Source organism: Brooklawnia cerclae (assembly GCF_011758645.1).
Taxonomy (GTDB): domain Bacteria; phylum Actinomycetota; class Actinomycetes; order Propionibacteriales; family Propionibacteriaceae; genus Brooklawnia; species Brooklawnia cerclae.
In genome coordinates, this window is record NZ_JAAMOZ010000001.1 from 2,660,354 (window position 1) to 2,686,849 (window position 26,496).

The 26,496-nt window shown below is 67.5% G+C and carries 27 protein-coding genes; 8 read left to right on the plus strand and 19 right to left on the minus strand.

Annotation, left to right across the window (positions count from 1 at the left end):
* Positions 1-25: 25 nt before the first annotated feature.
* On the minus strand, positions 26-1,018 hold the full coding sequence (locus FB473_RS12270; protein WP_208390549.1) for a zinc-binding dehydrogenase: 993 nt from the start codon (positions 1,016-1,018) through the stop codon (positions 26-28).
* Between the two features lie 35 nt (positions 1,019-1,053).
* Positions 1,054-2,136: an NADH:flavin oxidoreductase/NADH oxidase gene (locus FB473_RS12275; RefSeq protein WP_167168118.1), complete on the minus strand. Its 1,083-nt coding sequence runs from the start codon at positions 2,134-2,136 to the stop codon at positions 1,054-1,056.
* Positions 2,137-2,343: 207 nt separating this feature from the next.
* Here FB473_RS12275 and FB473_RS12280 point away from each other — a divergent pair, with 207 nt between their 5' ends.
* Positions 2,344-2,646, plus strand: coding sequence for a helix-turn-helix domain-containing protein (locus FB473_RS12280; protein WP_167168121.1), 303 nt, complete (start codon positions 2,344-2,346; stop codon positions 2,644-2,646).
* 92 nt (positions 2,647-2,738) lie between these two features.
* Here the strand turns inward: FB473_RS12280 and FB473_RS12285 are convergent, their stop codons facing one another.
* The 8 genes from FB473_RS12285 to FB473_RS12320 form a co-directional block, all read right to left on the minus strand.
* Positions 2,739-3,365, minus strand: a complete 627-nt coding sequence (locus FB473_RS12285; protein WP_167168124.1) for a Fe-only nitrogenase accessory AnfO family protein — start codon at positions 3,363-3,365, stop codon at positions 2,739-2,741.
* A gap of 67 nt (positions 3,366-3,432) precedes the next feature.
* On the minus strand, positions 3,433-4,377 hold the full coding sequence (locus FB473_RS12290; protein ID WP_167168128.1) for a membrane-binding protein: 945 nt from the start codon (positions 4,375-4,377) through the stop codon (positions 3,433-3,435).
* Between the two features lie 22 nt (positions 4,378-4,399).
* Positions 4,400-4,930 (minus strand): pyridoxamine 5'-phosphate oxidase family protein, encoded by a 531-nt coding sequence (locus tag FB473_RS12295; protein ID WP_167168131.1) that lies wholly within the window; start codon positions 4,928-4,930, stop codon positions 4,400-4,402.
* 112 nt (positions 4,931-5,042) lie between these two features.
* Entirely contained in the window at positions 5,043-6,434 is a 1,392-nt protein-coding gene (gene anfK / locus FB473_RS12300) for a Fe-only nitrogenase subunit beta (protein ID WP_167168134.1), read from the minus strand.
* A 51-nt stretch (positions 6,435-6,485) separates the two neighbouring features.
* The gene (anfG, locus tag FB473_RS12305) at positions 6,486-6,839 is read right to left on the minus strand and encodes a Fe-only nitrogenase subunit delta (RefSeq protein ID WP_167168137.1); all 354 of its coding nucleotides are present in this window, start codon (positions 6,837-6,839) and stop codon (positions 6,486-6,488) included.
* Positions 6,840-6,852: 13 nt separating this feature from the next.
* Entirely contained in the window at positions 6,853-8,445 is a 1,593-nt protein-coding gene (gene anfD / locus FB473_RS12310) for a nitrogenase iron-iron protein, alpha chain (protein ID WP_167168140.1), read from the minus strand.
* A 17-nt stretch (positions 8,446-8,462) separates the two neighbouring features.
* Positions 8,463-9,290, minus strand: coding sequence for a nitrogenase iron protein (gene nifH / locus FB473_RS12315; RefSeq protein WP_167168142.1), 828 nt, complete (start codon positions 9,288-9,290; stop codon positions 8,463-8,465).
* 622 nt (positions 9,291-9,912) lie between these two features.
* On the minus strand, positions 9,913-10,362 hold the full coding sequence (locus FB473_RS12320) for a MarR family winged helix-turn-helix transcriptional regulator (RefSeq protein WP_167168145.1): 450 nt from the start codon (positions 10,360-10,362) through the stop codon (positions 9,913-9,915).
* Between the two features lie 110 nt (positions 10,363-10,472).
* Between FB473_RS12320 and FB473_RS12325 the strand changes: the two genes are divergently transcribed.
* Positions 10,473-11,717, plus strand: coding sequence for a Bcr/CflA family efflux MFS transporter (locus FB473_RS12325; RefSeq protein ID WP_167168148.1), 1,245 nt, complete (start codon positions 10,473-10,475; stop codon positions 11,715-11,717).
* Positions 11,718-11,757: 40 nt separating this feature from the next.
* Here FB473_RS12325 and FB473_RS12330 read toward each other — a convergent pair whose 3' ends face one another.
* Together FB473_RS12330 and FB473_RS12335 are read right to left on the minus strand one after the other, a co-directional pair.
* The gene (locus FB473_RS12330; protein ID WP_167168151.1) at positions 11,758-12,165 is read right to left on the minus strand and encodes a carboxymuconolactone decarboxylase family protein; all 408 of its coding nucleotides are present in this window, start codon (positions 12,163-12,165) and stop codon (positions 11,758-11,760) included.
* Positions 12,166-12,211: 46 nt separating this feature from the next.
* Positions 12,212-12,625 carry a MerR family transcriptional regulator gene (locus FB473_RS12335; RefSeq protein ID WP_167168154.1) on the minus strand — a complete coding sequence of 138 codons (414 nt, stop codon included), beginning with the start codon at positions 12,623-12,625 and terminating at the stop codon, positions 12,212-12,214.
* A 189-nt stretch (positions 12,626-12,814) separates the two neighbouring features.
* Between FB473_RS12335 and FB473_RS12340 the strand changes: the two genes are divergently transcribed.
* The 4 genes from FB473_RS12340 to FB473_RS12355 are packed head-to-tail and all read left to right on the plus strand — an operon-like array spanning position 12,815 to position 16,445.
* Entirely contained in the window at positions 12,815-13,714 is a 900-nt protein-coding gene (locus tag FB473_RS12340; RefSeq protein WP_167168157.1) for an ABC transporter ATP-binding protein, read from the plus strand.
* Between the two features lie 23 nt (positions 13,715-13,737).
* Positions 13,738-14,565, plus strand: a complete 828-nt coding sequence (locus FB473_RS12345) for an ABC transporter permease (protein ID WP_167168160.1) — start codon at positions 13,738-13,740, stop codon at positions 14,563-14,565.
* Between the two features lie 3 nt (positions 14,566-14,568).
* Entirely contained in the window at positions 14,569-15,792 is a 1,224-nt protein-coding gene (locus FB473_RS18500; protein ID WP_167168163.1) for a histidine kinase, read from the plus strand.
* Positions 15,789-16,445, plus strand: coding sequence for a response regulator (locus FB473_RS12355; protein WP_167168166.1), 657 nt, complete (start codon positions 15,789-15,791; stop codon positions 16,443-16,445). Before FB473_RS18500 ends, FB473_RS12355 begins: the two co-directional genes overlap by 4 nt.
* A 167-nt stretch (positions 16,446-16,612) precedes the next feature.
* Here FB473_RS12355 and FB473_RS12360 read toward each other — a convergent pair whose 3' ends face one another.
* Both FB473_RS12360 and FB473_RS12365 read right to left on the minus strand, forming a co-directional pair.
* Positions 16,613-16,930 (minus strand): carboxymuconolactone decarboxylase family protein, encoded by a 318-nt coding sequence (locus FB473_RS12360; protein WP_167168170.1) that lies wholly within the window; start codon positions 16,928-16,930, stop codon positions 16,613-16,615.
* Complete coding sequence (locus FB473_RS12365) at positions 16,927-17,433, minus strand: MarR family transcriptional regulator (protein ID WP_167168173.1); 507 nt, start codon at positions 17,431-17,433, stop codon at positions 16,927-16,929. The genes FB473_RS12360 and FB473_RS12365 overlap by 4 nt, the downstream gene beginning before the upstream one ends.
* 185 nt (positions 17,434-17,618) lie before the next feature.
* On the opposite strand from FB473_RS12365, the gene FB473_RS12370 reads away from it, so the two are divergent.
* Positions 17,619-18,590, plus strand: a complete 972-nt coding sequence (locus FB473_RS12370) for an NADP-dependent oxidoreductase (RefSeq protein WP_167168176.1) — start codon at positions 17,619-17,621, stop codon at positions 18,588-18,590.
* Between the two features lie 30 nt (positions 18,591-18,620).
* Here FB473_RS12370 and FB473_RS12375 read toward each other — a convergent pair whose 3' ends face one another.
* Both FB473_RS12375 and FB473_RS12380 read right to left on the minus strand, forming a co-directional pair.
* Positions 18,621-19,031, minus strand: a complete 411-nt coding sequence (locus tag FB473_RS12375; RefSeq protein ID WP_167168179.1) for a GNAT family N-acetyltransferase — start codon at positions 19,029-19,031, stop codon at positions 18,621-18,623.
* A gap of 109 nt (positions 19,032-19,140) precedes the next feature.
* Positions 19,141-19,611: a MarR family winged helix-turn-helix transcriptional regulator gene (locus FB473_RS12380; RefSeq protein WP_167168182.1), complete on the minus strand. Its 471-nt coding sequence runs from the start codon at positions 19,609-19,611 to the stop codon at positions 19,141-19,143.
* A gap of 222 nt (positions 19,612-19,833) precedes the next feature.
* On the opposite strand from FB473_RS12380, the gene FB473_RS12385 reads away from it, so the two are divergent.
* Positions 19,834-20,403: an NADPH-dependent FMN reductase gene (locus FB473_RS12385; RefSeq protein ID WP_167168185.1), complete on the plus strand. Its 570-nt coding sequence runs from the start codon at positions 19,834-19,836 to the stop codon at positions 20,401-20,403.
* Between the two features lie 14 nt (positions 20,404-20,417).
* Here the strand turns inward: FB473_RS12385 and FB473_RS12390 are convergent, their stop codons facing one another.
* From FB473_RS12390 to FB473_RS12400, 3 genes are all read right to left on the minus strand, one after another.
* Complete coding sequence (locus FB473_RS12390; protein WP_167168188.1) at positions 20,418-21,650, minus strand: amidohydrolase family protein; 1,233 nt, start codon at positions 21,648-21,650, stop codon at positions 20,418-20,420.
* Positions 21,651-21,765: 115 nt separating this feature from the next.
* Positions 21,766-23,058 carry a 2-hydroxyacyl-CoA dehydratase gene (locus FB473_RS12395; protein ID WP_167168191.1) on the minus strand — a complete coding sequence of 431 codons (1,293 nt, stop codon included), beginning with the start codon at positions 23,056-23,058 and terminating at the stop codon, positions 21,766-21,768.
* A complete protein-coding gene (locus tag FB473_RS12400) occupies positions 23,058-26,189 on the minus strand; it encodes an acyl-CoA dehydratase activase-related protein (protein WP_167168194.1) in 3,132 nt (1,043 codons plus the stop codon). Before FB473_RS12400 ends, FB473_RS12395 begins: the two co-directional genes overlap by 1 nt.
* Positions 26,190-26,496: the final 307 nt, after the last annotated feature.

The window sequence follows — 26,496 nt, forward strand, 5'->3', positions numbered from 1 at the left end:
CGATCTCGCGCGGTGCTACCGGACGTCAACGCGCCCGGTAGACGAGCTTTCCGCGCACGTGCCGGCCGGCGAGCGCGGTCAAGGCGTCCGGCACCTCGTCGAGAGACAGGACGCGGGAGACCATGGGATCGAGCCTTCTCGCGTCGACCAGCCCCAGCAACGTTCCCAGCATCACCGACAGGTCTGTGCGCGGGCGCGGGTCGGCATGACCATAGGCCGCACCGAGCGCGATCTCGTGCACCGAGGGCGCGATCGTGAACGCGGGCACAGCGTCGAGATCCGGACGCGCCCCGACCGCGGCGAGCCCACCGCCGTACGCCAGCAGGCCGAGGTTGGCCGTGGCCGATTCCCGATCGAGCGTGTCGACCACACCATCGACTCCGCGGCCCCTCGTCAGCTCGCGTACCCGGGCGGCGACATCTTCCGTGCGATAGTCGATGACCTCGTGGGCGCCCAGTCGCTTCACGTGGTCGGCGTTCGCGGCGGACGCCGTCGCGATCACCCGGGCTCCCGCCGCTGCCGCGAGCTGAACGCTGAACCCGCCCACCCCGCCTGCTGCCGCCGTGACCAGGAGCGTGTAGTCCTCCGTGACGCGCAAGCGGCGCACCACTGCCAGGTACGCCGTCATGCCCGCGCACGGCAGCGCGGCCGCCGCGCCCGGGTCGACGCCCGCGGGCACCACGGCGACAGCACTGGCGTCCGTCACGGCGTAGTCTGCCAGGCCTCCTGGACGACGCAGGTCTCCGTGGTAGGCGACACGATCGCCGGTCAGCACCCGGTCGACGCCCTCACCGACCGCGTCGACGACCCCCACGACATCGATCCCCGGCACATGAGGCCAGTTCCACGCCGGATGCCCGCCCCGGACCAGGTGGACGTCGACCGGGTTCAAGCCGCAGGCTTCGACCCGTACCCGGATCTCACCCCGCCCGGGTTCGGGCACCGCGACCCGGCCCAGGCGCAGGCCTGCCGGCTCGCCCGGCTCGTCCAGCAGCAGCGCACTCATCGACTCCGGCATGGAACCTCTTCCTCGCGCTCGTGTCGCAGACAGCCTCAGCGCCGGAAAGCCCGTTGGTAGGGGTACGGCACGTAGGGCAGTTGCACCTTGAGGCGCTCCGCGGCATGCAGGCCGAAGCTGGTGTCGCGCAGGAATTCCCGGCCCACCAGGACGATGTCGGCGAGCCCTGTGGCGACGATCTGCTCGGCCTGGAAGGGCTCGTCGATCATGCCGACAGCAGCCACCGTGAGCCCGGTGGCCTGCTTGACCGCCGTTGCCAGGGGCACCTGGTAGCCGGGGCCGACCGGGATCGGAGCCTGGGCGACGTTGCCGCCCGACGAGATGTCGGCCAGGTCGACCCCATGCTGGCCGAGCCAGGTCACGACCTGGGAGGTCTCCTCGACGGTGACGCCCCCGTCCACCCACTCGGTCGCCGACAGCCGCACGCTGAGCGGTACGGAGTCCTCGATCACACCGCGGACCGCGTCCACGACCCTCAGCAGCAACCGGGCGCGGTTCTCCAGCGACCCGCCGTACTCGTCGGTGCGCAAATTGCTCAGAGGTGACAAGAACTCGTGCAACAGGTATCCGTGCGCGGAGTGGATCTCCAGGAAGTCGAAGCCCGCGTCCACCGCCCGGCGAGCGGCGGCGGCGAACGCGTCCACGACTCCGGCGATCCCGGCCTCGTCGAGCGCGACGGGCTCGGCCAGGCCGGGGAAGGCCACCGCGGAGGGTGCGACCGTCTGCCACGCGCCGTCCTCGGGCGACATCGCGCCGCTCCGCGGCACACCCCATTCCCTGTAGACCGATGCCTTGCGGCCGGCGTGGGCCAGTTGGATGCCGATCTTCGCACCGAGGCCGTGGACGAGGTCGACGACCGGACGGAAACCGTCGCGCTGGGCGTCGTTCCACAGACCGAGGTCGTTGGCGCTGATGCGTCCCTCGGGAACGACACCGGTCGCCTCCACGATGATCGCCCCGGCGCCGCCGCGCGCCAGCGAGCCGTAGTGCATCAGATGCCACGGGACGGGAACTCCGTCGCGTGCCTCGACGACGTACTGGCACATCGGGGGCACCCACAGGCGGTTGCGGATCTCGAGCCCGCGCAGGGTGATGGGCTCGAACAGTGCGTGACTCATTGGTTTGCTCCTCGGAATCGGTTCGCTGGGGGAATCGGCGCGACGCCTGCGGGCTGCCGAGCGTCCGGGATCCTTGGCATGCTCGGTTTCCTTCCAGGATGGGGCGGTAGCCCGCGGTCCGCTGATACGGCAGACATCGTAATACGATCGATGTCGTACAACGCACCATATACTGCACAAGAACGTCACCGGAAAGGGGGCCTCAGAGTGCGAGAACTGGAACACCCGGAGATCGACGACATCCGCATCGATGCGGTGCTCGCCGCGCTCGCCGACCCCGTGCGCCGCAGCATCGTCACCGAACTCGCCGCGGGGAATCACGACATGGTCTGCAGTGCCTTCGACCTACCCGTGACGAACTCGACGAAGACCCATCACTTCCGCGTCCTGCGCGAGGCCGGCATCATCCGGCAGGAGTACCGCGGCACCTCGATCCACAACTCGCTGCGCATCGACGACCTGGACGCCCGCTTCCCCGGTCTGCTCTCCGCGATCCTGACGGCCGACTGACCACCAGCGGTCGCATCGGGACGCGGCGCGGGCATGCCCGATGCGCACGGTTCTCGCGATCCCCGTGCGCAGGATGTCGCCCCGGGCGGGGACTATCCGGACGACTTGACCGGATGGACGTGGACGCGCGTCAGATCCGAGTGCGACTCCACGTCCGCCCGGAGACCGAGAGTGGGCAGTTCGTCGGAGAACCAGCGCGGGACGTGGTCGCAGATGATGTCCAACCGCAGGAAGTTGGCCTCGCGGAAGAACGGCAGGAGCACCTGCCGGGAATTGTGGGCGCCCTTGACCGCCATCGCCTCACGCAGGTCGACGCGGTAGTGACCCGCCCTCTCGGGCACCGGCTCGATCACGGCGATCGGCTCGATCGTCTCCGCTGGTGCCGCCGCCCTGGCCTGGGCGTAGAAACGCTCGATCTCCTGGACGAACTGCTCCGGGTAGCCGTTGACCTCCCACAGGACGACGCCGAGGCTGCCGAAGGCGACCCGGTAGTAGCCGTTCGCAGCCCTGGCGGCCAGCACCTGGCAGTCGCCCAGCCACTCGGTCACGGTCGCGAAATAGGCTCGCAGGTCGTCCATCGAGTCGCACTCACCCGCGAAGAACTCGAGCCGCTGTGAGGACGACCACGTATCGCCCTCACGCTCGTACACGTAGATGGTGCCGCCCCTCTTGGGGCTGGCCGCACGACCCGACTGGTCGAGCAACGCCGCGATCTTCATGAAACTGTCCTTCGGTTCGTTCGGTCGGCTCGCCGGGGGTCAGCCGTCCACCGGGGATGGTGTGGGCTCACGAGACGCAGCCGAGGGCGCATGTGTCGCACCCGTCGGCGCACAGCCCCATCACGTCGATGTCCGGGAGCACCAGGAACCGGCTCTGGGAGATGACGAACGCCTCGGTCTGCCGGTCGTTGGAGATCGTCACGGTGTCGTTGCCGAACGTGATGCTGATGGGCAACTTCACGGGCACGTCCTTCGACAGCGCCATCCGCGTCCTGGACGAGAACCGCTTGTGACCGACGGCCGGGCTGTTCGCGATGACATCGCCGGAGGTGGCGACGCGGACGAGGTTGCCCGTGGCGTCGAATCGCACCGAGTTCTCGTCGGCGTCCATCTCCAGGGCGTCCACGTCGTAGGCCATGACCGGCCCGATGGGGGTGGTCAGGCTGACGGGTGCGGCGGGCTCGAACGACTCGAGCTCTCCGGTCTCGAACACGCGGACGCCGGCCCTGCCCTGGAAGACGCCGAGCGGCGTGGCCACGGGGACGACCTCGCCGGGCCACAGGATGACGCTCTTCACCTTCCCGCTGGGATAGAAGCGGACTCCGATGATCTTCGCCGTGATGGACCCGAAACCGAACTCGAAGGTGAAGTCGTCAGCGAGAGCCTTCTCGTCGTCCTGTGACCAGGAGAACCCGATCTGGCCGTTGAGCGGGAAAACGCTGTCGAGGACACCGTCCTCGAAGAACGTCACCAGTTCGGCGGGAAACGCGCCCAGCGGTGTGTCCACCATGGTCTGCGCGTCCAGGCAGATGCTGCGAATCGCTCCGCTCTCGCAGAACGACAGGGACTTCATGTCCTTGCTGCGAACGTCGGGCCGCGAATAGCGGGGCACAAGATCGCCGCAACTCGTGTGCACCACGTTCGGCTGATCCACGTGACATTCCCGCATCCCGCCCGAGGCGTATGTGGTGTAGCTGGAGATCCCCTGGAGATCCAACGCAATGGTCGGCATGCCGATGTCCTTCCCCGCGGCCTCAGGCCTGCGAAGTGAAAAGCTCTTCTGGGTCCGCGCGATTCGCCTTGGCGGTCAACCTGTCCGGGGTCACCCGGAACACGGCGACGGCGTTGCCGTCCTTGGACGACCGATACCGTTCGACCAGGCCGTCGGCGATCGGCGCGCGGTAGTAGCCGGGCAGCAGCTTGTCCACGAGCGCCTGCAGTGCCCGGGCGGCCTCCCCGGAGTCGTCGACCCGATGCGCCGTCCCGAAGACCATCACGCTCATGTAGGCCGTGTCCGCATGACAGGCCATCGGCGCAGTCACCGTCCCGTACTCCTCGTAGACGGTGAAGCACACCTTGGGTTCCGCCTCGAGCATGCCGACCTTCCGGCCCGACCCCATGCCGTGGAAGTACACGCTGCCGTCGAGGTAGACGTAGTTCACCGGCACCGCATAGGGATAGTCGTCCGCCGGCAGCCCGAGGATCCCCACCCTCTGGGTCTCCAGGAAACGCGATATCTCCTCGCTGTCCTCACACACTCGTTCCGTGTAGGCGATCTCGGTCACAACGCTCCTCGGCGGCATCGTCTCGTCGTTCGGGGTCGGGATGGGCCGGGACGACGGCGGATCCGCAGGGCGCTCGCCCATGCCGTCCCCGCCGCCGACCCGCGTGCTGGTGCTACCAGACGTTCAGCACCCATTCCTTGCTCTTCTTGTATTCCATGTCGGTGAACAGGGCGTTGGCCATCTCCTCGGCCAGGTGGATCGCCCCCGCGTAGCCCATGACCGGATGGCGGTATTTCCCGGCCCGGTCGTAGACGGGGAAGCCGACCCGCACCATCGGCACCTTGTGGTCGATGGAGATGAATCGTCCCTTCGAATGCCCCAGGATCAGGTCCAACTCCAGACCCTCGTCCTTTATGCGGCCCTCCAGGTCCCACAGGTCGGCGTTCGTGACGATCTCCATGCCGTGCGTGATGTTGGCCTGCAACGCCTGGATGCGCGGATCCCGGTCGTAGTGACTGTTGTCGTCACCCAGGAGCAGGAGCACCGGCTTCATCTCCAGGTCCAGGCAGAACTCGGCCAGGCCGACCACTAGATCCGGATTGCCGTAGATGGCCACCTTCTTGTCCGCGAAGAACATGTGGGTCAGATCCGTGATGGCGTCGAGGGCGATGCCCCGCTCCCGCACCAGGGACTCCGGAATCGGCTTGCCCGTCATGGTGCTCAGGTTCTTCAGCAGGGTGTCCGTGTTGCGGATGCCGATGGGCGAGGGGCCGACGATCGCGGGGACGCCGAACTTGTCGGAGAGGAACGCCGCGGCCTGACCTCCCTCGTAGCGGTTGAGCGCGATGGTCCCGATGGCGTTGGCCGTCCCGGCGATGTCTTCCACCGTCGTCTCGCCGTGCGCGACGTGGTTGCCCGAGGGCATCAGGGGCGCGTCGAAGGTCTCGGTCTCGAACAGCACGGTGGCGTCGATGTCCATCTCGGCCAGCAGGTGCTTCAAGGCCGTCACATCCCCGGGGTTGACCCATCCGGTGATGAAGTTGATCTTCCCGTTCGGCTCACCCTTCTCGGCGAAATGGCTGACGAACTCCTTCACCGCGAGGTCGTAGCCGCTGATCATGCTCCCCACGAAGCTGGGCGTGTGGATGGGGATCAGGTGCACCTCGCGACCGGGGAACTTCTCCTTGAGCAGGCCGTTCTCGAGCTTCGTCACGACCCCGTCGATGTCGTCACCGATCACCTCGGTGGAGCAGGTCGAGATGATGGGCACCACCTTGACATCGGGGTACCGAGTCAGGAGCACGTCGACCGCCTCCTCGACGCGGTTGAGTGCACCGAACACCGCGCCGTCCTCGTGGAGCGAGGACGAGGCGATCTCGAAGCTCTCCTTGAAATGCTGGGAGAAGAGCAGCCGGACGAACATCACGCAACCCTGACCGCCGTGGACGATCCCGATGCAGTCCTTGATGCCGATGCTCGCGTATTGGGCCCCGCACGGCTGGCAGGTGAAAATGGGGTTGATCGTCCCCGCCCGTTCCTTCTCCTTCAACTGACACGTGTCCATGCGTGTCCTCCTCATCTACGTTTCGCGATCCGCATTCCGCGCCGCGAGGGCCTAGTAATGGGTGTCCGTCAGCTCTTCGTTCAAAGACCCCGTGATGGTCAGGTAGTCCAGCTTCTCCCGCAGGGCCTGCATCACCTGCCGGATCTCCTGGGCGCTGAGGTCGTCGAGCCAGCCGAACTTGTTCCGGTAGGCGCGCGAGAGGTCAAGAGCATCCGCGTAGTAGCACTTGTCCTCCGGCGTGGAGGGCACGATCTCCTCCCCGCACAACAGGTCACAGGTCATGCCGAGGATGTGCTCGTTCTGCCGTTCCCGGTCCCAGGCACGGGAGTGGAACTGCCACAGGCATTTCTTCATGATGTGGTCCAGCAGCAGTTCCATGTACTCGCTCTGCTTTTCTTCGGTCATCGCGGATACCTCCTCAGGCGCCGATCTTGAGCGACGCGTCCGCGTCCGCCTCGCCGGTCTCGGTGAGGACGAACTCGGGGTACTCGCGCTCGCGCAGTCTGGCGACCGAGTCGATGGCGCCCGTGTACTCCCGCAGGTTCGGGTCGTCGCGCACCTCGGCGGGCAGGTTCACGTCCGACAGCATCTGCCGCGTGACGAATCCCTTGTCTGTGGGGATCTCGTCCTTGCTGATGTCGAGCAGGGACAACTCGTGGATGGGCGAGTAGACCGCGTCGTAGATGTCGCGGGCGAAGCGCACCCAGCCCTCGTACCCCTTCCAGGGTCCGTTGTGGTAGGCGTGAGCGTTGAGGTAGGGCACCCGGACCTTCTTGGCCACCTCTCCGGGACGCTTCCCGGTGAAGATGCAGTCGGGCTTGAGTGTCTCCATGGCCTCCATGCCCTCGAGTTCGTTCGGGTCGTCGATGGCCAGCGCACCCACCTCGCAGCGGGAGATGCCTTTCTCCATGTCACCCTGGTGACCGAACTTCGTGTACACGGAGACGACCTCGACGCCCATCTCCTCGTGGATCGCGTTGGCCCAGTGCCACAGCTTCGACCCGCCTGGCCACAGGCAGACCTTCTTGCCCTGCAGTCGTGCCTTGTACCATTCGAGTTCCGGCTTCCAGCGGGCGGTCTCCTCCGAGATGATGGCCTCTGCACGATCCTCGATCCCGAAGAACGTGGCGACCTTTCGCAGGGACGCCGACAGCGGCTCGAACCCGAAGCCGTCGATGTCCAGCCGGGGGATGCCGTACCGCACCCGCAACTCGTTGCAGATGTACTCCGCCGACCGTGCGCACTCCAGGACGTTCAGCTGGGCCTTGTGCATGCCCCGCAGATCGTCGTAGGAGCCGTTGCCGGTGAAGGTCGACAGCACCTGGATGCCCATCCTCCTGAAGAAGTCGTTCATGACTTCCTGGTCACCCTGGATGTTGTATTCCCCGACGTAGTTGATGACGTAGTCGCTCTTGATCTCCGGCTCGACCGTGCCGACCTTCTGGTTGACCCAGGCGATGTTGATCTTGTGGTGACCGCCGGACTGGCTGGGGCCCCCGAAACCAGGCGAGTTGCAGACGAAGATGTCCACATCGGGCATCTCGTCCATGATCTCGTTCGCCAGGGCCTCGATGTCGTCACCGATCAGGGCGGACGCGCAGGTCTGGTAGATCGTCATGCGCTTGATGTCGGGGAAGGCCGCGAATGCCTCCTTGATGCTCTTGCGCAACTGCTCCTCGGCGCCGAAGACGACGTGCTGTTCCTTCATGTCGGTCGCGAAGGTGTACTTCAGCTGGAAGTTGTCGTTGTCGCTGATGTAGCGCTTGGTCTGCCAGGTGTCGTACGTGCATCCGACCGGGCCGTGGCTCAGGTGGATGACGTCCTTCATCGGGGTGCCGATGACGTGCTTGGCGCCGCAGTAGGCGCAGCCCCGCTCGGACAAGGTGCCGGGGATGGTGTTGAGGTAGCCCAGCGGGAGCGCGTCGGAGAGATCCTCCCCCTCGCCCTTGATGACTGCGTGCTTCTCCCTCTCAGGGATCGATTCGCTGCACTTGAACAGGTGATACGGCATTGTCGGTGCCTTTCTTCCTAGTCGCCGATGCCGTACTTGACGACCATCTTCTCGAGCTCGTCCATGCTCAGCGGCGATGGGACGACGAAGTCCTCGTTCTCGATGATCTTCCGGGCCAGCTCGGCGTACTCGTGTGCCTGGTTCTCCTCGGCGTGGTACTCCACGACGGTCTTCTTGTTGAACTCCGCCTTCTGAACGATGTTGTCGCGCGGGACGAAGTGGATCATCTTCGTGCCGATCGCGGCGGTGAACTCCTCGATGAACTCCTGCTCCCGGTCGACGCGCCGGCTGTTGCACACGACGCCGCCGAGCCGCACGCCGCTCTGCTTGGCGTACTTGAGCAGGCCCTTGCAGATGTTGTTCGCCGCGTAGATGGCCATCATCTCGCCCGAGGCCACGATGTAGACCTCCTGCGCCTTGCCATCGCGGATCGGCATCGCGAACCCGCCACACACGACGTCGCCCAGGACGTCGAAGAAGACGAAGTCCAGATCGTCGGTGTAGGCGTTGTTCTTCTCCATCAGGTCGATGGCGGTGATGACGCCACGGCCGGCGCAGCCGACGCCCGGCTCGGGGCCACCGGACTCGACGCACTGGATGCCGGAGTACCCCTGCTTGATGACCTTCGCGTTGGTGACCTTCTCGGCGCCCTCCTGCCGCAGGACGTCCATGAGGGTCTCCTGCGGCTTTCCGTTCAGGATCAGGCGGGTCGAGTCCGCCTTCGGGTCGCAACCATGGATGAAGACCTTCTGATCGTAGAAGTGGGTCATCGCCGCAGCGGTGTTCTGCTGGGTCGTGGACTTTCCGATTCCACCTTTGCCGTAGAAGGCGATCTTTCGGGTCATAGCCAATTCCTTCCGATTCCGGGTGCGCGAACAGCACCGGCCGGCCCCGTGAGACCGGCTCCGCGGGGTTGCGGGGACGATCGGGCCTGGTCGATGGGCGTCGCTTGATTCCGTACCGCGTTGCGGCGGCACGGCTGGGGGTTATGTCGATTCACCTGCTGGCTACGATCCCGGAGTGCTGGGAGACAAGGGTTCGTTAGCCGCTGCGCAGTGTTGTGACGATGATTTCTTCGAGGATCGCCAGAAGCGATCCCAGACCTCGGCACGATCGGGTCCCGTGCATCCGAAGGCCCTGGGCCCGGCCGTGCACCAGCCGGGCGATTGATCCCGCCACTCACGAATCGGGGTGGCGCAGAGTCCTGCGTAGTCTTTGGGAAGGGCGCCTCACCTGAGGTCTGATCCCCTCTCCCAACGACTTGTGAAGGAACCTAGCATCCGCGAGGACGAGAGTGGGGGGTCGTCCCAGCAAGGCTTACACATCCGTAACTACGGTGACTTCCGGCTGATACATCCGCAGATGCGGTGATACATGCTCGATACATCCGCAGATGCGAATCTCTCGACGAGACGTCGCGCGGCTGGCACGGTTCGTCCTCCCGGCCCCGTCCACGCTCTCGGCGTCTCAACTCAACGACGAGTCGAGCGCCCGCAACAGCACGACCGTCGCGGGCACGTCGGCCTCAGGCGGGACGAGCGGATCGAGCAGACGGCCCCACTCGGCGCGAACCCGCTCGGAGCTTCGCCGGGCCGCGTCGGTCGGGAACAGTTGGACGCACCGCCCGTCACTCGGGTCGGGCACCCGCGTCAGGAATCCCTTCGCCTCGAGTGACCGCAGGCTCGCGCTGGCGTTGCTGGTCTGGAGGACGAGGTCCGCGGCGAGTTGCGACGGGCTGATGCCGGGATGGTCGTCGATGTGACGCAGCACCATGCCGTCGAGATCGCTCAGGGGCATGATCTCGGGATCCTGGAACCGGTGCGCCGCGAGCTTCCTCGCGATCCGCACGGTGAGGTCGGCCAGCGCGCCCAGGTCGTCGCCACGGTCCGGTTCCGGCCCGTGATCGTCGCTGTCCATGCGGACTCCCTTCGAGTGTGGATGGTCACGATGGAGATTACTATCTTCACATAGCTATGCTTTGATAGTTATCTTTCCAGTCATCCCCTCGCAGAATCGGAGAAACGTCGGTGCACCAATCCCGAGACGAAAGAAGATCCGAAGCGTCCGCACCTCCACACCTGACGCCCGCGGTCCTGGCCACACTCGCCCTTCTCGGCGCTGTCGCGCCGCTGGCCACCGACACCTATCTGCCCAGCTTCCCGCAGGTCGCCTCCGACCTGCACGCATCCGAGTCGTCCGTCCAACTGACCCTGACCCTGTTCATGATCGGCATGGGGCTGGGGCAACTGTTCTGGGGCCCGATCTCCGACCGGCGCGGCCGGCGCGGCCTGCTCCTGTGGGCATGCGCGCTCTTCGTCGCCGCCAGCGTGGTGGCCCCCATGTCGACGTCGATCGGCATGCTCGTCGCGATGCGCTTCCTGCAGGGCTTCACCGGCGCCGTCGGCCCGGTGCTCGGCAGAGCCGTGGCCCGTGACCTCGCGAGCGGCCTCGCCCTCGCCAGGGCGTTCAGCCTGCTCGGGATCATCACGAGCCTCGCCCCCATCGTCGCGCCCGTGCTCGGCGGCCTGCTCGCCGACCCGATCGGATGGCGCGGGATCCTGTGGGTCGTGGCCGTGATCGCGGTGCTCATGCTGGTGAGTTCGTTCACGATGGTCCCGGAGTCCCTTCCTCCGGGACGACGCCAGCCGGGTGGGCTGCGAGACATCGTCCGTAGCGCCGGCGACGTGCTCACCGATCTGCCGTTCGTCGGGTACACGCTCACCCAGAGCTTCGGCATCGGCATCCTGTTCTCCTTCATATCGGGCTCGTCCTTCGTGCTGCAGAACGAGTACGGGCTCGGGTCGACGACCTACGCGCTGTTGTTCGCGCTCAACGCGCTCGCGCTGATCCTCGGCGGCGTGTTCAACACCCGCTTCCTCGGCCGCTACCGCCCCACCAGCCTCCTGCGGATCGGTCTGATCGCGAGCATCATCGCATCCGCCGCGACAGCGACCGTCACGCTCGTCACCTCCGAGCCCCCGCTGTGGGTGCTGCTCCCGCTGATCTGGATCGCCTCGCTGTGCAACGCCCCGATCATGGCCAACACCACGACGCTGGGACTCCAGCGCCACGCCCGTAACGCGGGCATGGCAGCGGCAGTCATGGGAGCGATCCAGTCCGCTCTCGCGGGCCTGATCGCACAGATGGTGTCGATAACCGGCAGTGCCAGTGCCGTTTCGATGACCCTGGTGATGGCGGGATCAGCGATTCTGGCGGGGGTGGCATTCGTCGCACTGTGCAGACGGGACGAGGTGGGAGAGCAGGAAGCCTGACCCCGGGGCGCTCTCCCCCGGAGACACGGCGTCCTTGTTCTCAGGCGACCGGTAGCAGTCCCCTGCTCGCGAAGACCCTGCGCGCCACGCCGACCGCGTTGAGGGCGCGGGGAAAACCACAGTAGACCGACGCGTGCAGGAATGCCTCGACGATCTGGCGCGGGGTGAGGCCCACGTTCAGGGAGGCGCCGATGTGCACCTCCAACTGGGGCTCGCATCCGCCGAGGGCGGTGAGCATGCCAAGGGTGACGAGCTGGCGCTGCTGGGGCTCCAGATCCGGCCGGGCGTAGATGTCGCCGAAACCCCAGGCGACGATCTGGTGGCCCAACTCCGGCGCGATGTCGGCCAGCGACTCGATCACCCGGCCACCCGCCTCGCCGTCGATGGAGTCGAGTACCTGCTTGCCCCTCGCGAACCGCTCGTCCCTCGTGATGTCGCTGTCGTTCATCCGTCTTTCCTCGTTCCTCGTGTCGGTCGTGCCGTTCACGGGCACATCACTCGTGGCCGAGTTCCTCGTGCCCGCCGTGGTCGTCGAGCAGCCGGGCGTAGACCCGCACCTTGGCCGCGAGTGCCTGCTCGTGCGCCTGGAGCGCGGCGATCTGCCGGCGCAGGCGCTCCTGATGCTCGACCAGCAGCTCCAGGCGGGCGCGCAGGGACGCGTCCCCCTGCGCACGCAGCGAGGCGTACTCGCGCATCCGGGAGACCGGCATGCCGGTCTCCCGGAGCCGTAGCAGGAACCCGACCCATTCCACGTCGCCGGGTTGGTACCGGCGCTGGTTCCCGCCGTTGCGCGGCACGGCCCGGATCAGGCCCGCCCGCTCGTAGTACCGCAGCGTGTGGGCCGACACGCCCGCGGCCTCGGCCATCTGCGCCACCGTCAGTCCTTCGGATCCCTCGTGCCCGGTCATGGGATCACCGTAGGACTTCGAGTGCGCTCGAAGTCCAGCCCGACCGGCCGGGCCGCGCGGCGAGTTCGCGAGACCCTGGCCGCGGGAACGGCCGGCGGGATCCGCGAGCCCGCGTCCACCGATCGGTGGACACCCGACCCCACCGGACTCCCGCTCGTGTCACGAGGCGGCGTCCACAAGCATGGAAGCATGAACTCCACAGACGTGATCGCCGAGGTCAACGGCCTGGGCAAGACCTACGGCAGCTTCGCCGCACTCACCGATGTCACCTTCGACATCCGGCGCGGAGAGGTGCTCTCCCTGCTCGGCCCCAACGGTGCCGGGAAGAGCACGACTATCGAGATCCTCGAGGGATACCGCAACCGCACCTCCGGCACCGTACGCGTCCTCGGGCAGGACCCCGCCACCGCGGGACGAGCCTGGCGGGCGCGGCTCGGCATCGTCCTGCAATCGAGCGGGATGCCCGAGGAGATGACCGTGCGCGAACTCGTCCGCCACTTCGCGGCCTTCTACCCCGCCCCGCGTGACGCCGACCAGACCATCGCGGCTGTCGGCCTCACCGAGAAGGCACGATCCCGCGTCTCCACGCTCTCCGGTGGGCAGAAACGCCGGGTGGACGTCGCCCTCGGCATCATCGGCAGACCCGATCTCCTGTTCCTGGACGAGCCGACCACCGGCTTCGATCCCGCCGCGAGGCGCGAGTTCTGGACCCTCATCGAGGGGCTCCGCGACGAGGGCACCACCGTGCTGCTCACCACCCACTACCTGGACGAGGCAGCCCACCTGAGCGACCGCGCAGTCGTCATCGCCGGCGGCCGCATCGTCGCCGAGGGGGCCATCGACGCTCTCGGTGGCGCGCAGGCCCGCATGCCCGTCGTCCACTGGCGCGATGCCGCCGGCGACCACGAAGTACGCACCCCCGAGCCCGCGGCATTCGTCTCACGCCTGCACGCCGAGCAGGGCGAGGCCGCGAACCTCCAGGTCATCCGTCCCAGTCTCGAGGACATCTACCTCGGCATCGTCCAGGCCGGTCGTGAACGGCCCGAGCCCCACGGCGACCGGGCCCCCGCGCTCGCGTCCGCCCACTGACCACAACCCAGGAGCCGATACCCATGTCCGCGATCGCCTCACCCACCACAGCGCCCGCCGAGCCGTCCACCGTCGCACTGGGCCTGAGCCGGGCCGTGTTCGAGATCCGTGGCTATTTCCGCCGCGGCGACCAGATGTTCTTCACCTTCCTGTTCCCGATCGTCATGCTCGCCATCTTCTCCACAGCGTTCAGCGGCCTCGACCTCGGGCCCGATCTCACGGCAGCCAGCTATTACCTGCCCGCCATGCTGGCGGCGGGCATCCTCACCAGCGGCCTGCAGAACCTCGGCATCGACATCGCCACCGAGCGCCACGACGGGACCCTCAAGCGGCTCGCCGGAACACCCCTGTCACCCGCGTCGTACTTCATCGGCAAGATCGGCCAGGTGCTCGCCACCGGCGTGACCCAGGCCGCGCTGCTGATCGCTATCGGGCACGTCGTCTTCGGCGTGGACCTTCCCGACGACGCCGGCCGCTGGCTCGTCTTCGCGTGGGTGCTGCTCCTCGGCCTGGCCACGAGCGCCCTGATCGGTATCGCCATCGCGCAACTACCCCGTAGCGCCAAGAGCGCCGGGGCCGTCATCACGCCGGTCGTCCTCGTGTTGCAGTTCATCTCGGGGGTCTACCTGCAATTCAGCATGCTGCCCGAGTGGCTGCAGAACCTCGCCAGCGTCTTCCCGCTCAAGTGGATGGCCCAGGGCATGCGGTACGTGTTCCTGCCCGACTCGCTGGCGGCGATGGAGCAGGGCGGGAACTGGAACCTGACGGGGGTCGCGCTCTCGTTGGCCGGATGGCTGGTCGTAGGCTTCGTCGTCGCCCGCCTGACGTTCCGCTGGATCCGCAAGGATTAGGTCGTGCGCTTCGTCTCACGGCTGCCCGGTGGATGGTGGGGATTGATCTTCCCCACCGTCTCCGGGCTGCTCGCCGTGATCCTGGCCGCCTCCGGCGTCCCGCTCGGCCAGGCATGGATCGGGTACGCGACCCTGGCGCTGCTCGGCCTCGGCTGGTTCGCCGTGGGGGCCCGAGCGGTCGACGACGGGCCGCTCAGCCTTCCCGTGACCGTGGTGATCATCCTCGCGACCGCCCTCCTGTGTTCGCTCAACCCCGCCATGGCGAGCGTGCAGGTGCTCGCCTATCCCTATGCATGGTCCGCCTCCGACAAGCGGATTCGTATCGTCGCCGCGAACTGCGGCATCGCGGTCGCCGTCGTGATCGGGTTCACGGCCCATGGGTGGCTCGGGGGCGGCGGGCTCCTGGACTGGTTCTGGTCGGGCCTGGCCACCGGTGCGGCATCCCTGACCTTCAGCTTCGCGATGGGTACCTGGATCTCGTCGATCGCACGGCAGGCCGCCACCCGCGCGGTTCTGCAGGCCCGGCTGGACGCGATGAGCGAGGAACTGGCACAGGCCCACCGCGAGGCGGGCGCAGCCGCGGAGCGGGAGCGCTTCGCCCACGAAGTGCATGACACGCTCACCCAGACGCTGACCGCCGTGGTCATGCTCACCGAGCGGGCCGGCGATCAGCTGGGCGCCGACCCGGAGGCGGCCGCGTCCACCATCGGGATCGCCGAGCGCACCGCCCGGCAGGCCCTCGCCGAGACCCGTTCCCTCATCGCGGAGGGGCGGGGGACGCAGATCGGCGCCGACGGCCTGGCCGCGCGTATCGACAGGCTGTGCACCCGGTTCGGTGAGGAGACCGGGGTGCAGGTGCGCACCGAGATGGCAGGTCCGTTGGACGCGCTCGACCGCGCCGACCAGGTGGTGGTGCTGCGATGCCTGCAGGAGACGCTCGCCAACGTCCGCAAGCATGCCCGGGCGTCCGCCGTCACCGTCGAGCTGAACACCGGGCCTGACGGCACCCTGCTCGCGGTCACCGACGACGGGGTCGGGTTCCCCGACGACGTGGAGGCCGCCGCCGCGCGGGGCTACGGTCTGTCCGGGATGTCGAGCCGGCTCGCGCTCGCGAACGGCAGCCTGACCATCACGACAGGATCCGACGGCACCCGAGTCAGCATCCACCTGCCCGCCGCGACGGGCAGGCCACAAGCATCGTCGTCGCAGGAAGGCCGGCAACCGTGAAGGCGAACAGCGCGATACGCGTACTGGTCGTGGACGACCACCCGATCGTCCGGGAGGGCATCGTCGCGATCGTCGCGTCCGCCCCCGACCTCGAGGTCGTCGGGCAGGCCGCCAACGGCGCCGAGGCGATCACACAGTTCGCCGCGCTGCGGCCCGACATCGTCCTCATGGACCTGCGGATGCCCGTCATGGACGGGGTGAGCGCGACCGCACATATCCACGCCGAGCATCCCGAGGTCACGGTGGTCGTCCTGACCACCTACGAGACGGACGAGGACATCCTCTCGGCCATCGAGGCGGGAGCGACGGGCTACCTGCTCAAGGCTGCCCCCAAGGAGGAACTGATCGCCGGGGTGCGCGCCGCGGCGAACGGACAGGTCGCCCTGGCGCCGTCGGTCGCGGCGGCACTCGTCTCACGGGTGCAGGCACCCGAACCGGCGCGACTCACCCCGCGCGAGATCGAGGTGCTCGGCCTCGTGGCGGACGGGCTCAGCAACGCCCAGATCGGAAGGCGGCTGTTCATCACCGAGGCCACCGTGAAGACCCACCTGCTGCGGCTGTTCGAGAAGCTCGGCGTCAACGACCGCACCCGGGCCGTCACGCTGGCCATGGAGCGGGGCATCCTGCCTCGCGACAGCCGTCGAAACTCATAGTCCCTCGTCGCACCTCGCCCATACGAGCGGCTCACGCAACCCGGTGGGACACGTACGCCTGCGCCCTGGACGGATCTCCTTCGAGTTGTCCCGCGTACTCCCGGGACAACTCGAAGGAGATCGGTATCCCACCCGCCGGCTGCCGGCCGAACATAAGGCCGGACGGGTCAGTCGGCTTCGCCGAGGGCGGCCGAGACTGCGGCGTACCCGTCGAGAACACACAACCCGACGGCCTGCAGGCCGACCAGCGCGGCAGACCTGATCTCCTCGGGCGTGGCCCCCGCCTGCTCGGCCAGGCCCACATGGAAGGCGATTCCCCCGGTGAGCCCGGCGGCCGACAGGACCGCCAGGTAGGCAAGGTGGTTGGTCTTGGCGTCGAGGGCCGACTCGGCCGCCTTGGCCTGGACGAAGGCCATGTGCGCCTGAGCGGTCTTCGGCCATTCCTGGGCGAACAGCGCGAATCCGTTGCTGACTGATGCGGTCATCTCTGCTCCTGTGTGTCGGTCGACTTCGTGTCGATGGGTCGGACGTCGATGAAGTCGGGATCGTCGGCGAACCGGGCCAACCCGAACAGTTCGACAGCCAACTCGAAGCCCCTTGTCAGAGCTTCGAGTTCGGCGGGATCTGCGTGAGCCGTGCGCAACCGGACCGGTCCCACCAGTGGGATCGCGGCCAACAGGTCGCGGCCCCGCGCGGTGAGGGCGACGTTGCGGCGGCGGCCGTCGTCCCCGTCGGGGCTGGTCCGCACCAGCCCTCGCTCCTCCAACCGGGCCAGCACCTGCCCGAGGGTCGCCGGATGCATCGACAGCCGTGCCCGCAGCTGCGACATCGGCCAGGACTCCCGCTCACCCACTATCCGGGCTATGCCGACCTGCTCCCCCGTGACGCCGTGTTCACGCCGCAGCCAACCATTCGCCGCCACGAAGGCACGATCGAGCCGATACCAGGCTCGAATGGCTGCGATCGCACGCGGAGCAGGTTCGGACACCTATTTATTATGTGTTACATACTATCTAGACGCAACCCTTGGCGCATCGGTTCCGTCCCGCGAGGCGAGGGTCGCGAACGGACCTCCCGGATCCCGTGGCTCCGGATGTGGAAGCATGACCGGATGAGCGTTCCGACTGCCCTCACCCCGCGAGCGACCGAAGCCGCCAGCTCCGAAGTGATCCGATGAAGGCGATGGTCTACCGGCGCTACGGGGAACCCCGCGACGTGCTGGAGCCGGCCGAGGTTCCCGAGCCGAAGGTCGGGCCGGAGTCCGTCCTGGTCGCGGTCGCAGCCGCCGGCGTCAACCCCGTCGACTGGCAGACGATGGCCGGGCACCTGGACACCCGTTTCGACGTGCTGTTCCCCGTCGTCCCGGGCTGGGACTTCGCGGGAACGGTCGTCCGGGTCGGCCCGAACGTGACGCGGTTCGCCCCCGGCGACGCGGTGTTCGGCTATGCGCGGCAGGACATCGTCCACCACGGAACCTACGCGGAGCGCATCGCCGTTCCGGAACGTGCGGTGGCGCACAAGCCGGCCACCCTCGACTGGACGCGCGCCGCCGCGACCCCGATCGCGGCGCTCACCGCATGGCAGGCCCTCGTCGACGTCCTCGACGTGCACCCGGGCGACACCGTGCTCGTCCAGGCCGCCGCCGGAGGGGTGGGAAGCTTCGCCACCCAGATCGCCCGCCACCTCGGAGCACGCGTGGTCGGTACCGCGTCCCCGGCCAACCACGAGACACTCGCCGCAGCCGGGGTGATCCCCGTCGACCGTCACGGCGACCTCGCCGCCGAACTGCGCCGCGCGGTCCCCGGCGGGGTCGACGCCGTCCTCGACATGTACGGCGGCAGCGCTGTTCGCCTTCACGCAGACCTCCTCCGGCCGACGCGGGGCCACAAGCGAATCGTCTCTCTCGCCGACGACGGGGTACGCGATCTCGGCGGCAGATTCCTGTTCGCACAGCCCGACGCGGGCGAACTCCACGACATCGCGGATCTGATCGACCGGGGTGCCCTTCATGTGCCGAACGTCCGGACGCGTCCGCTCGCCGAGGCGGCGCATGCCCTGGCCGACAGCGCGGGCGGGATGACGCAGGGGAAGATCGTCCTCACCGTTCGGGAGCCGGCCGAAGATGCACGGGGCGCCGATTCCTGAACAGTCGCGCCCGGGCACTCCGGCTCCCGCTCAGAACGTGGAGGCCCTGATCATCGCGCTCCGGTCGGCCGGGCCGAACCCGAATTGCTCGTAGAGACCATGGGCGTCCTGCGTGAACAGCATCCACCGGAACGCGGCACCGGGGCCGTCGTCGATCATCGCCCGGACGAGTCGTTTGCCGAGTCCACGACCGCGATGGCCAGGGTCGATGATGACGTCGGCGAGGTAGGCGAAGGACAGCCCGTCGGAGACGGCCCGGCAGAAGCCGACCTGTGCCCCGGTCTCCTCCTCGTAGATCCCGACGACGCGCCAGGCCGTCCCGATCTGCACGTCGACGTCCGCGGGTTTGCGCCACAAGCCCCAGTACGCCTCGGTGGACAGCATCCGCCAGATCCAGTCACGGTCGAGGCGGGACTTGTCGTCGTCGGCGATGTAGGTCATCGCGCCATTGTCGCCCGGCAGCCGCGTGCGGCACGAGGGAACTCGCACCGTGGACGCGGCCATGGCACTTCGCGGACGACGCGGACGCGCCGGGGGATCGTCCGGTGGCTCAGGTGGTTTCCGTCGCAGGTTCGGGGCTGCGCTGTCCCGCCGCCAGGCGGCGGGCGAAACGCAGCAGCGTGTCGATCTCACCGGGCTCGATGTGGGCCTCGAACATCTCCTCCATGGTCGCCACGTACGCCTGGGTCGCGCGCCGGATCACGTCCTCGCCCCGCTCGGTCAACCGGATCTCGGACATGCGGGCGTCCGCGGTGCAGGAACAGCGCCCGACCAGGCCAAGGCTCTTCAGCCGGTCGACGAGATGGGTGGTCGAGCCCGAACTGTAGAGCAGGGTGCGTGCCAGCTGGGAGACGTGGAGGAAGTGGCCCGGGGCCTCCCACAAAGCGAGGAGCGCCTCGAACTGGGACATGGTCAGCCCGAACTCACGTCTCAGCCGGCCGGCGAACTGGCTGGTCAGCGAACGCTGCGCGTACACCAGGTGGCGCCAGATCTCGGCGCCCGGTCTCTCCGTCTCGGACATCGCTCCCCCTCAGTACGCCACGTGGCCCCCGGCATGCCCGACGCTGCCGTTCGTCCCCCCTCAACCTCGTTCCGGGCAGGAATAATCCCCAAATCGCTGTAGTTACAGATGCTGCATGTACAGATAAGACCTGGGTCGGCCCGCCCCTCCACGGAACCGTTTTGGCAGGGGGACGAACGCGTCCCGGCCACCACCTTGCCCCGCGCAACGAAGGGAACCAGCATGACCACCTACAACGTCGGCGTCCTGATCGGCAGCCTGTCGAAGGACTCCATCAACAGGCGCCTGTTCACCGCGCTCGCGCGCCTCGCCCCCTCGGCGGATCTCCGCCTGGCGGAGGTGCCCATCCGTGATCTGCCGATGTACAACCGCGACCTCGACTCCGCACTCCCGGAGGAGGTCACGGCATTCAAGGCCGCGATCGAGGCGTCCGACGCGGTCATCCTCATCACCCCGGAATACAACCGCTCGATCCCCGGCGCACTGAAGAACGCCCTGGACTGGGCGAGCAGGCCGTGGGGGTCGAACTCCCTTGCCGGGAAGCCTTCCGCAGTCATCGGCACCTCGATCGGCGCGATCGGCACCGCGGTCGCCCAGCAGCACCTGCGCAGCATCCTGTCGTTCCTGAACTCACCGGAGCTCAGCCAGCCCGAGGCCTACATCCAGACCGTCCCCGGGTTGATCACGGACGAGGGCGAGGTCACCAACGAGTCGACCGCCGAGTTCCTGCTGAACTGGCTCAAGGCCGTCCACACCCACGCCGACAAGGTGGCTCTCGCCGCCGCTGCCTGAGTTCGGGTCAGGGTTCAGGCGGGGACGCGTCCACCGGCGAGTTCACCCCGGGCGAAGACCGCGACCGGACGCAACACTGTGCGCAGGTCGCGACGCGGGTCGGACTGCACGATCAGCACGTCGGCCGCGTACCCCTCCTGCAACCGGCCGGTTGTCCCTTTCAAGCCGATCCGATCAGCGGTCTCGGCGGTCGCCAGCCGCAGCACCTCGGTGTTCGACAGCCCCGCACGCAGCCACACGAGCAACGACTCGGCATAGCTTCCGAACGGGCTCCCCGCCACGCCTCCGTCGGTTCCGACGATCAGGGGGACGCCGGCCGCGTACAGACGCCGGATTCGATCGATGAGCTTGAACCCCACGTCCTGGGGGGCTTTGTCGATCCAACCGGAGGTGAGAGTCGGATCGACCGCCGCCCCGGACGCATGGATCAGGCCGACGAGTTCGTCTGTGAAGCTGATTGTCCGCGGGGCGGCCTCGCCGGCGTGCGGGTCGGGTGCAACCTCCGCCGAGCAGTGCTCGATCGTCGTCAGACCGGCGCGCGCCGCGAACTCGATGGCTTCGACCGCATGGGCGTGCGCGGCCGTCGGCAGCCCCGCCTCCCGCGCCGCCTGCGCCAGCACCTGGATCTGATGCTCGGTGAACTGTGAACGCCAGGTGGGCGGGGACCCTGCGGTGATGTGCCCCCCGGAGACCGCCACCTTGATGACGTCATCGCCTTCGTCCTTGCGCTGGCGCACCGCCGCGCGGATCTCCTCGTCGCTTTCGACGGCTCCCCCCAGGAAGTGGAGATGGCCACCGGGAACCGTCAGCGGGACCCCTGAGGTCAGGATGCGCGGGCCTGTCGTCCCGCCCGCGTGTATCTCGTCCCTGAGGCCACGCACGATGCCGGACCGGTCTCCGAGATCCCGGACGGTGGTCACTCCGGCCGCGAGCGCTGCTCGTGCGTTCACACGGGCCCGGGCCGCGAGCGTCTCGGCCGACGACTCCGTGAGATCGGTTGCCGCGTCCACGCCCGGGGTGGCGTCGAACGTCAGGTGCACGTGGGCGTCGACCAGGCCCGGCAGGAGAAACGCTCCTTCGAAGTGATCGACATCCACGTGGTCCCGCTCTGCCCAGCGGTCGAGCAGTTCGGCGCCGGGGCCGGTCTCGACGATCCGCCCGTCGACGACGACGATCCCCGAGACACCCTCCGGGGCGTGTTCACCGTCCACCAGGACCTGCGCACCCGTGATCACCGTTGTTGCCATGATCGGCTTCCCTTCTGCAGTTCTGACGCGTTGCCGAACGAGTCGTGGGGCTGACGCGGACTCGGGCGGTTGCCGCGGTGTGTACGTGTACGAGGGCCGGAGCCGTCGCCGCGGGTCATGACGCGACCCGCGCGTCCTGGTCCGCCTTGTCCCTCGCGCGCTCCTGCGCGGCGATGAGCAGGCGGATCCGATTGATCTGGTTCGTCATCGACATCCCCGGGTCGTAGTCGACGCTGAGGACGTCGGCGGCGGGGTACATGAGCTTGAGCTTCTTCACCATGCCGGCCCCCACCACGTAGTTGACCGCGCAGTTGAACGCCTGGAACAACACGATGCTGGTGACACCCTGCTTGAGCAGTTCGCGCAGCTTGCCTCCGGTCATGAAGAAGAAGTGCCCGAAGGAATGGGCGAACGGGGCCAGCTCGTCGGCGGTGTCGACCATGTCGAAGATCGAGGAGAACGGCGTGAAGTGCTCGGAGGCGCGCAGCGCGTCGTCGAGCGGTTTCTCACAGGTGTCGTGGTACTCATGGCCGAGCGCTTGGGCGTCGATCCCCAGGGCACGGTCGTGGCCGTGCCCCATGTCGAGGATGTTGTACGTCGACATGAATCCCATGCCCGGTACCACCGCCTCGGCTCCCTCCTCCTCCAGGAGCCGCACGATGTTGGGGCTCCGGGGGGTGAAGTTGATGACCAACTGCGGATCCCCGACGATGCCGATGCGCGGCTTGACGACCTCGACCCGCGGCAGGGCATCGAAGTCGCGGACGATGGCACGCGCGTTCACGCGGAACCGGTCGAACGAGGCGTCACGAATGTTGGACGCCACCCGCGACAGCCACTGCGCGTGCAAGCGGTCGGTGCTCCCGGGTTCCTGCTCGTAGGGCCTGGTGGGATAGACCACCTTCTCGAAGAGATCCCCGTAGGTGCTCGCCAGTGCCAGCCTCACCAGGAGCCCGGCCGTCAGCGGGAGCGTCCCGGGCACCGCCTGCGTGGTGTAGTCCTTGAAATCGAAGGGTTGCGATATCACGGGGACCTGCCCGAAGCCGGCGTCCACGATGGCCTTGCGCATGACGGTCATGAAGTTCCCGCCCCGGCAACTGCACGCGGTGCCCGGGTCGCTCATCATGATCGCGGTGTGCCGAAGGTCGTAGCGTCCGCTGGCGAGTGCCTCGACGATCTGCCCTACGTAGTCGATCGGCGGGTGGCAATAGTCGTTGTTGACGTAGCGCGTCCCCACGTCGAGCGCCCGGCGATCATCGGCCGGCAGGATCTCGACGTCGTATCCCTCGGCCGCGAGGGCCACATCGAGCAGGCCGTGTTGCCGTACCGGGGCCGTCGACGGGATGATCACCGTCCGGCGCGCGAGATGCGGGCTCGCGCCCACCTGTGTCGTCCTTGTCGCACTCATCACTCATCGCCTCCCTTGGAACCCGTGCACACCGAGGCCGTTGCGGTGGGGTATCCGTGCGGTACCTCGGCCACTCGGGCGAATTCCGCGTCCCGGCCACCGAGGTGCCGCGGAACGCCGCCCGGAAGGTCCACCGCCCGGACGACGCCCCCACCGCGCATGCGCACGGCCTCCTTGAGGGAGCGGATCCGTATCCTCACCGCCCCGAGGTTCGCGCCCTCGTCGATCTTCAGAACCGTGCAGATCTTTCCCGTCGGCGCGAGGATGGACTGCAGTTCGTCGGTCGTCACCGAATCCAGCGCGCAACCGAAGGAACTGAGCTGGACCAGGTCGAGGTGATCGTCCCGTGCCACGACCTTCGCCGCGGCGAACACCCGAGAGGCGAACTCCCAGTTGGACAAGACCTCCAGATCGCTCGCGTCACCGAGATGGCAGATGCTGTCCTCGGTGAAGACGTTGAAGCCCTCCTGGCAGATCAGCTTCGCTATGCCGTGGTTGATCTCGGGGTCGCCGTGGTAGGGCCGAGAGGCCAGGACGACGCCACGCTCGCCTCGTTCGCGCATGCGCACGAGCAGTTGCTCGCCCTGTCGGCGGATCTGACGTTTGAACGAGTGAAGCTCCTCGAGGCCGTGCGCGACGGCGGCCCGCCATTCGTCCAGCCCGATGTCACCCGAACCCGCGAAGTCGTCGTGGAGCGTGACGGCCATGGACTCGGGATCGGCGAGGTCGAGGACGGGTGCGTGGTAGTCGACCGAACCGTCGAGGACGGCATCGATGGTGTGCCTCAACACGTTCGGGTATCCCTGGACGATCATGCAGTTGATGTTGTTCGGTGCCTCCGGATGCTCGGACTCCTCGTAGACCACGCACGGGAAGAAGATGCGCCGAACGCCGTCGCGGACGAGCCACTGCACATGCCCGTGCGAGAGCTTTGCCGGGAAGCAGATCGAGTCGCTGGGCAGGGTCTCCAGCCCGCTGTCGAAGACCTCGCGGGTCGACCGCGGCGAGAGCCGAACCCGGAAACCGAGATCGGTGAACACCGTGAACCACAGCGGATAGTTCTCGTACATGTTGAGGGCCCGCGGGATACCGATGTCGCCGCGCGGTGCGCCCGCGGCGAGCGGGCGATAGCGGAAGAGCCGCTGATACCGGTATTCGACGAGGTCGATCTTGCGCTGATGGGGATCGATCGGGACGCGCAGGCCACGCTCACACCTGTTTCCGGTGACGAACTGCCTACCGTCGGGGAACCGCGAGATCGTCAGGAGGCAGTCGTTCTCGCAGATACCGCAACGGGCGAACTCGCTGTCGACGGAGAACTCCGCGAGTTCGGCGCGGTCGAGCAGAGTGCTGCGCGAGCCGGGCTGGGCGGTGTCGCGCGCCGTGACGGCCGCCCCGAAGGCCCCCATGAGGGCGGCGATCGCCGGACGCGTCACCTGCCTGCCGCTGATCAGCTCGAAGGCACGCAGGACGCAAGAGTTGTCGAAGGTGCCGCCCTGGCACAGGATATGGGAACCGAGCGCCTCGGGGTGGCGAGCCTTGATCACCTTGAACAGCGCGTTCTTGACCACCGAGTAGGCCAGGCCGGCGGAGATGTCACCGACGTCGAACCCTTCCTTCTGCACCTGCTTGACCTTGGAACTCATGAACACGGTGCATCGCGAACCGAGGTCGGCCGGGTGGCGCGAGCGCAAGCCCTCGGCGGCGAACTCGGGTGCGGAGCGCTTGAGCGACTGCGCGAAGCCCTCGATGAACGAGCCACAGCCCGACGAGCACGCCTCGTTCAGCTGGATCGCATGCAACTGCCCGTTGCGGATCGTCATGGCTTTCATGTCCTGGCCACCGATGTCGAGGATGAAGTCGACGTCCGGCACGAAATACCGTGCAGCCCGGTAGTGGGCCATCGTCTCCACGATTCCCTCGTCGACACGAAGGGCACTGCGCACCAGGTTCTCCCCGTAGCCGGTGACCGCCGCCCGCGCGATGTACGCCGAAGCCGGCAATTGCGCGAGGAGGTTTCCGACCTGCCGGACGACGGCCTGGAGCCCGTCACCGCGATTCGGCTCGTAGCTGCTCGCGAGCAGAGCGCCGTCAGCGTCGATGAGGACCGACTTGGTCGTCGTCGACCCCGCATCGATCCCGAGGAAGGCAGGCCCGTGGTGCGCGGCGAGGTCTCGGCGCGGCGGCGCGGCCGCACTGTGCCGGGCCTCGAAGGCACGAAGGTCGCTCTCGTCCGCGAACAACGGCGGTAGCGCCCCGATGGCCATGGGCCCGGCCGGGTGGGCGACCAGCAACCGCTGAACGTCGCCCAGAGTGGTGACCTTGACCGACGCGCCGCGAGCCGCACGCGCCACGCTCGTCCAGGCGGCGCCGAGGGCGACGAACAGCAGACCGTCCTCGGGGCAGACGGCCTGGTCGTCCGACAGACCGAGTGTCCGCACGAAACGGAGACGGAGCTGGTCCATGAAGTACAGCGGTCCGCCGAGGAACGCCACCCGTCCGGCGATGTGATGCCCCGCGGCGAGACTGGCGATCGATTGGTTGACCACCGCCTGCAGGACGCTCGCCGCGATGTCCTCCCGACGGGCGCCTTCGTTGATGAGCGGCTGGACGTCGGCCTTCGCGAACACCCCGCACCGCGACGCGATCGGATAGATCGTCGTCGCCCGGGCCGCCAACGCGTCGACACCGGCGGCGTCGGTGTCGAGCAGCAGTGCCATCTGGTCGATGAAGGCGCCGGTGCCGCCGGCGCACATGCCGTTCATCCTCTGCTCGACGCTCTGGCCGAAGAAGGTGATCTTCGCGTCCTCGCCCCCGAGTTCGATGGCCACGTCGATCCCCTGGAGACGGCGCTCGATCGCCTCCGTTCCGGCGATCACCTCCTGGGTGAAGGGAACGTCGAGCGCCTCGGCCAGTCCCATACCCGCCGAGCCCGAGATCCTGATCAGCAGGGGCGTGTCGGCCGGCACCTCGCGGGCGATCGCCTCCAACACCCGCGCGGTGGCGCCACGGACATCGGCGTAGTGCCGGTCGTAGCTCGAGAAGACCACGGCGTCGTCCGCATCCAGGAGGACAGCCTTGATCGTCGTCGAGCCGATGTCGAGCCCGAGACTCAGTTCCGTCGACGGCATCAGACCCCTTTCGGTCGTGTCCGTGGTTTTCGCCGTCCACACGGGACAGACCGAAAACCGCCAACGCGATCGTAAGAGGCGCGCGGCGCCGGATTCCATTCATTTTCGTGGATCAAGAATCCGCATGAAAATAAATGGCGCGGCGATCCTGTGGTAATGGCAGAGTTTCCCCTTCCAACCCTTTTCGCAATCCGTCCCATCCCGGTCGTACCCGCCGGAGTCGCGACCACAATCATCGCGCCATCGGACGCGACACAAGCAATTTTCGTCCGGCGGACGACGATTCCCCTATTCGCATCATTGGCCC

Coding starts and splice junctions, on each gene's coding strand:
- FB473_RS12270 (WP_208390549.1), bottom strand. CDS start 1,018: ATGCCGGAGTCGATGAGTGCGCTGCTGCTGGACGAGCCGGGCGAGCCG.
- FB473_RS12275 (WP_167168118.1), bottom strand. CDS start 2,136: ATGAGTCACGCACTGTTCGAGCCCATCACCCTGCGCGGGCTCGAGATC.
- FB473_RS12285 (WP_167168124.1), bottom strand. CDS start 3,365: ATGAAGATCGCGGCGTTGCTCGACCAGTCGGGTCGTGCGGCCAGCCCC.
- FB473_RS12290 (WP_167168128.1), bottom strand. CDS start 4,377: ATGCCGACCATTGCGTTGGATCTCCAGGGGATCTCCAGCTACACCACA.
- anfK (WP_167168134.1), bottom strand. CDS start 6,434: ATGGACACGTGTCAGTTGAAGGAGAAGGAACGGGCGGGGACGATCAAC.
- anfG (WP_167168137.1), bottom strand. CDS start 6,839: ATGACCGAAGAAAAGCAGAGCGAGTACATGGAACTGCTGCTGGACCAC.
- anfD (WP_167168140.1), bottom strand. CDS start 8,445: ATGCCGTATCACCTGTTCAAGTGCAGCGAATCGATCCCTGAGAGGGAG.
- nifH (WP_167168142.1), bottom strand. CDS start 9,290: ATGACCCGAAAGATCGCCTTCTACGGCAAAGGTGGAATCGGAAAGTCC.
- FB473_RS12320 (WP_167168145.1), bottom strand. CDS start 10,362: ATGGACAGCGACGATCACGGGCCGGAACCGGACCGTGGCGACGACCTG.
- FB473_RS12330 (WP_167168151.1), bottom strand. CDS start 12,165: ATGAACGACAGCGACATCACGAGGGACGAGCGGTTCGCGAGGGGCAAG.
- FB473_RS12335 (WP_167168154.1), bottom strand. CDS start 12,625: ATGACCGGGCACGAGGGATCCGAAGGACTGACGGTGGCGCAGATGGCC.
- FB473_RS12340 (WP_167168157.1), top strand. CDS start 12,815: ATGAACTCCACAGACGTGATCGCCGAGGTCAACGGCCTGGGCAAGACC.
- FB473_RS12345 (WP_167168160.1), top strand. CDS start 13,738: ATGTCCGCGATCGCCTCACCCACCACAGCGCCCGCCGAGCCGTCCACC.
- FB473_RS12360 (WP_167168170.1), bottom strand. CDS start 16,930: ATGACCGCATCAGTCAGCAACGGATTCGCGCTGTTCGCCCAGGAATGG.
- FB473_RS12370 (WP_167168176.1), top strand. CDS start 17,619: ATGAAGGCGATGGTCTACCGGCGCTACGGGGAACCCCGCGACGTGCTG.
- FB473_RS12375 (WP_167168179.1), bottom strand. CDS start 19,031: ATGACCTACATCGCCGACGACGACAAGTCCCGCCTCGACCGTGACTGG.
- FB473_RS12380 (WP_167168182.1), bottom strand. CDS start 19,611: ATGTCCGAGACGGAGAGACCGGGCGCCGAGATCTGGCGCCACCTGGTG.
- FB473_RS12385 (WP_167168185.1), top strand. CDS start 19,834: ATGACCACCTACAACGTCGGCGTCCTGATCGGCAGCCTGTCGAAGGAC.
- FB473_RS12390 (WP_167168188.1), bottom strand. CDS start 21,650: ATGGCAACAACGGTGATCACGGGTGCGCAGGTCCTGGTGGACGGTGAA.
- FB473_RS12395 (WP_167168191.1), bottom strand. CDS start 23,058: ATGAGTGCGACAAGGACGACACAGGTGGGCGCGAGCCCGCATCTCGCG.
- FB473_RS12400 (WP_167168194.1), bottom strand. CDS start 26,189: ATGCCGTCGACGGAACTGAGTCTCGGGCTCGACATCGGCTCGACGACG.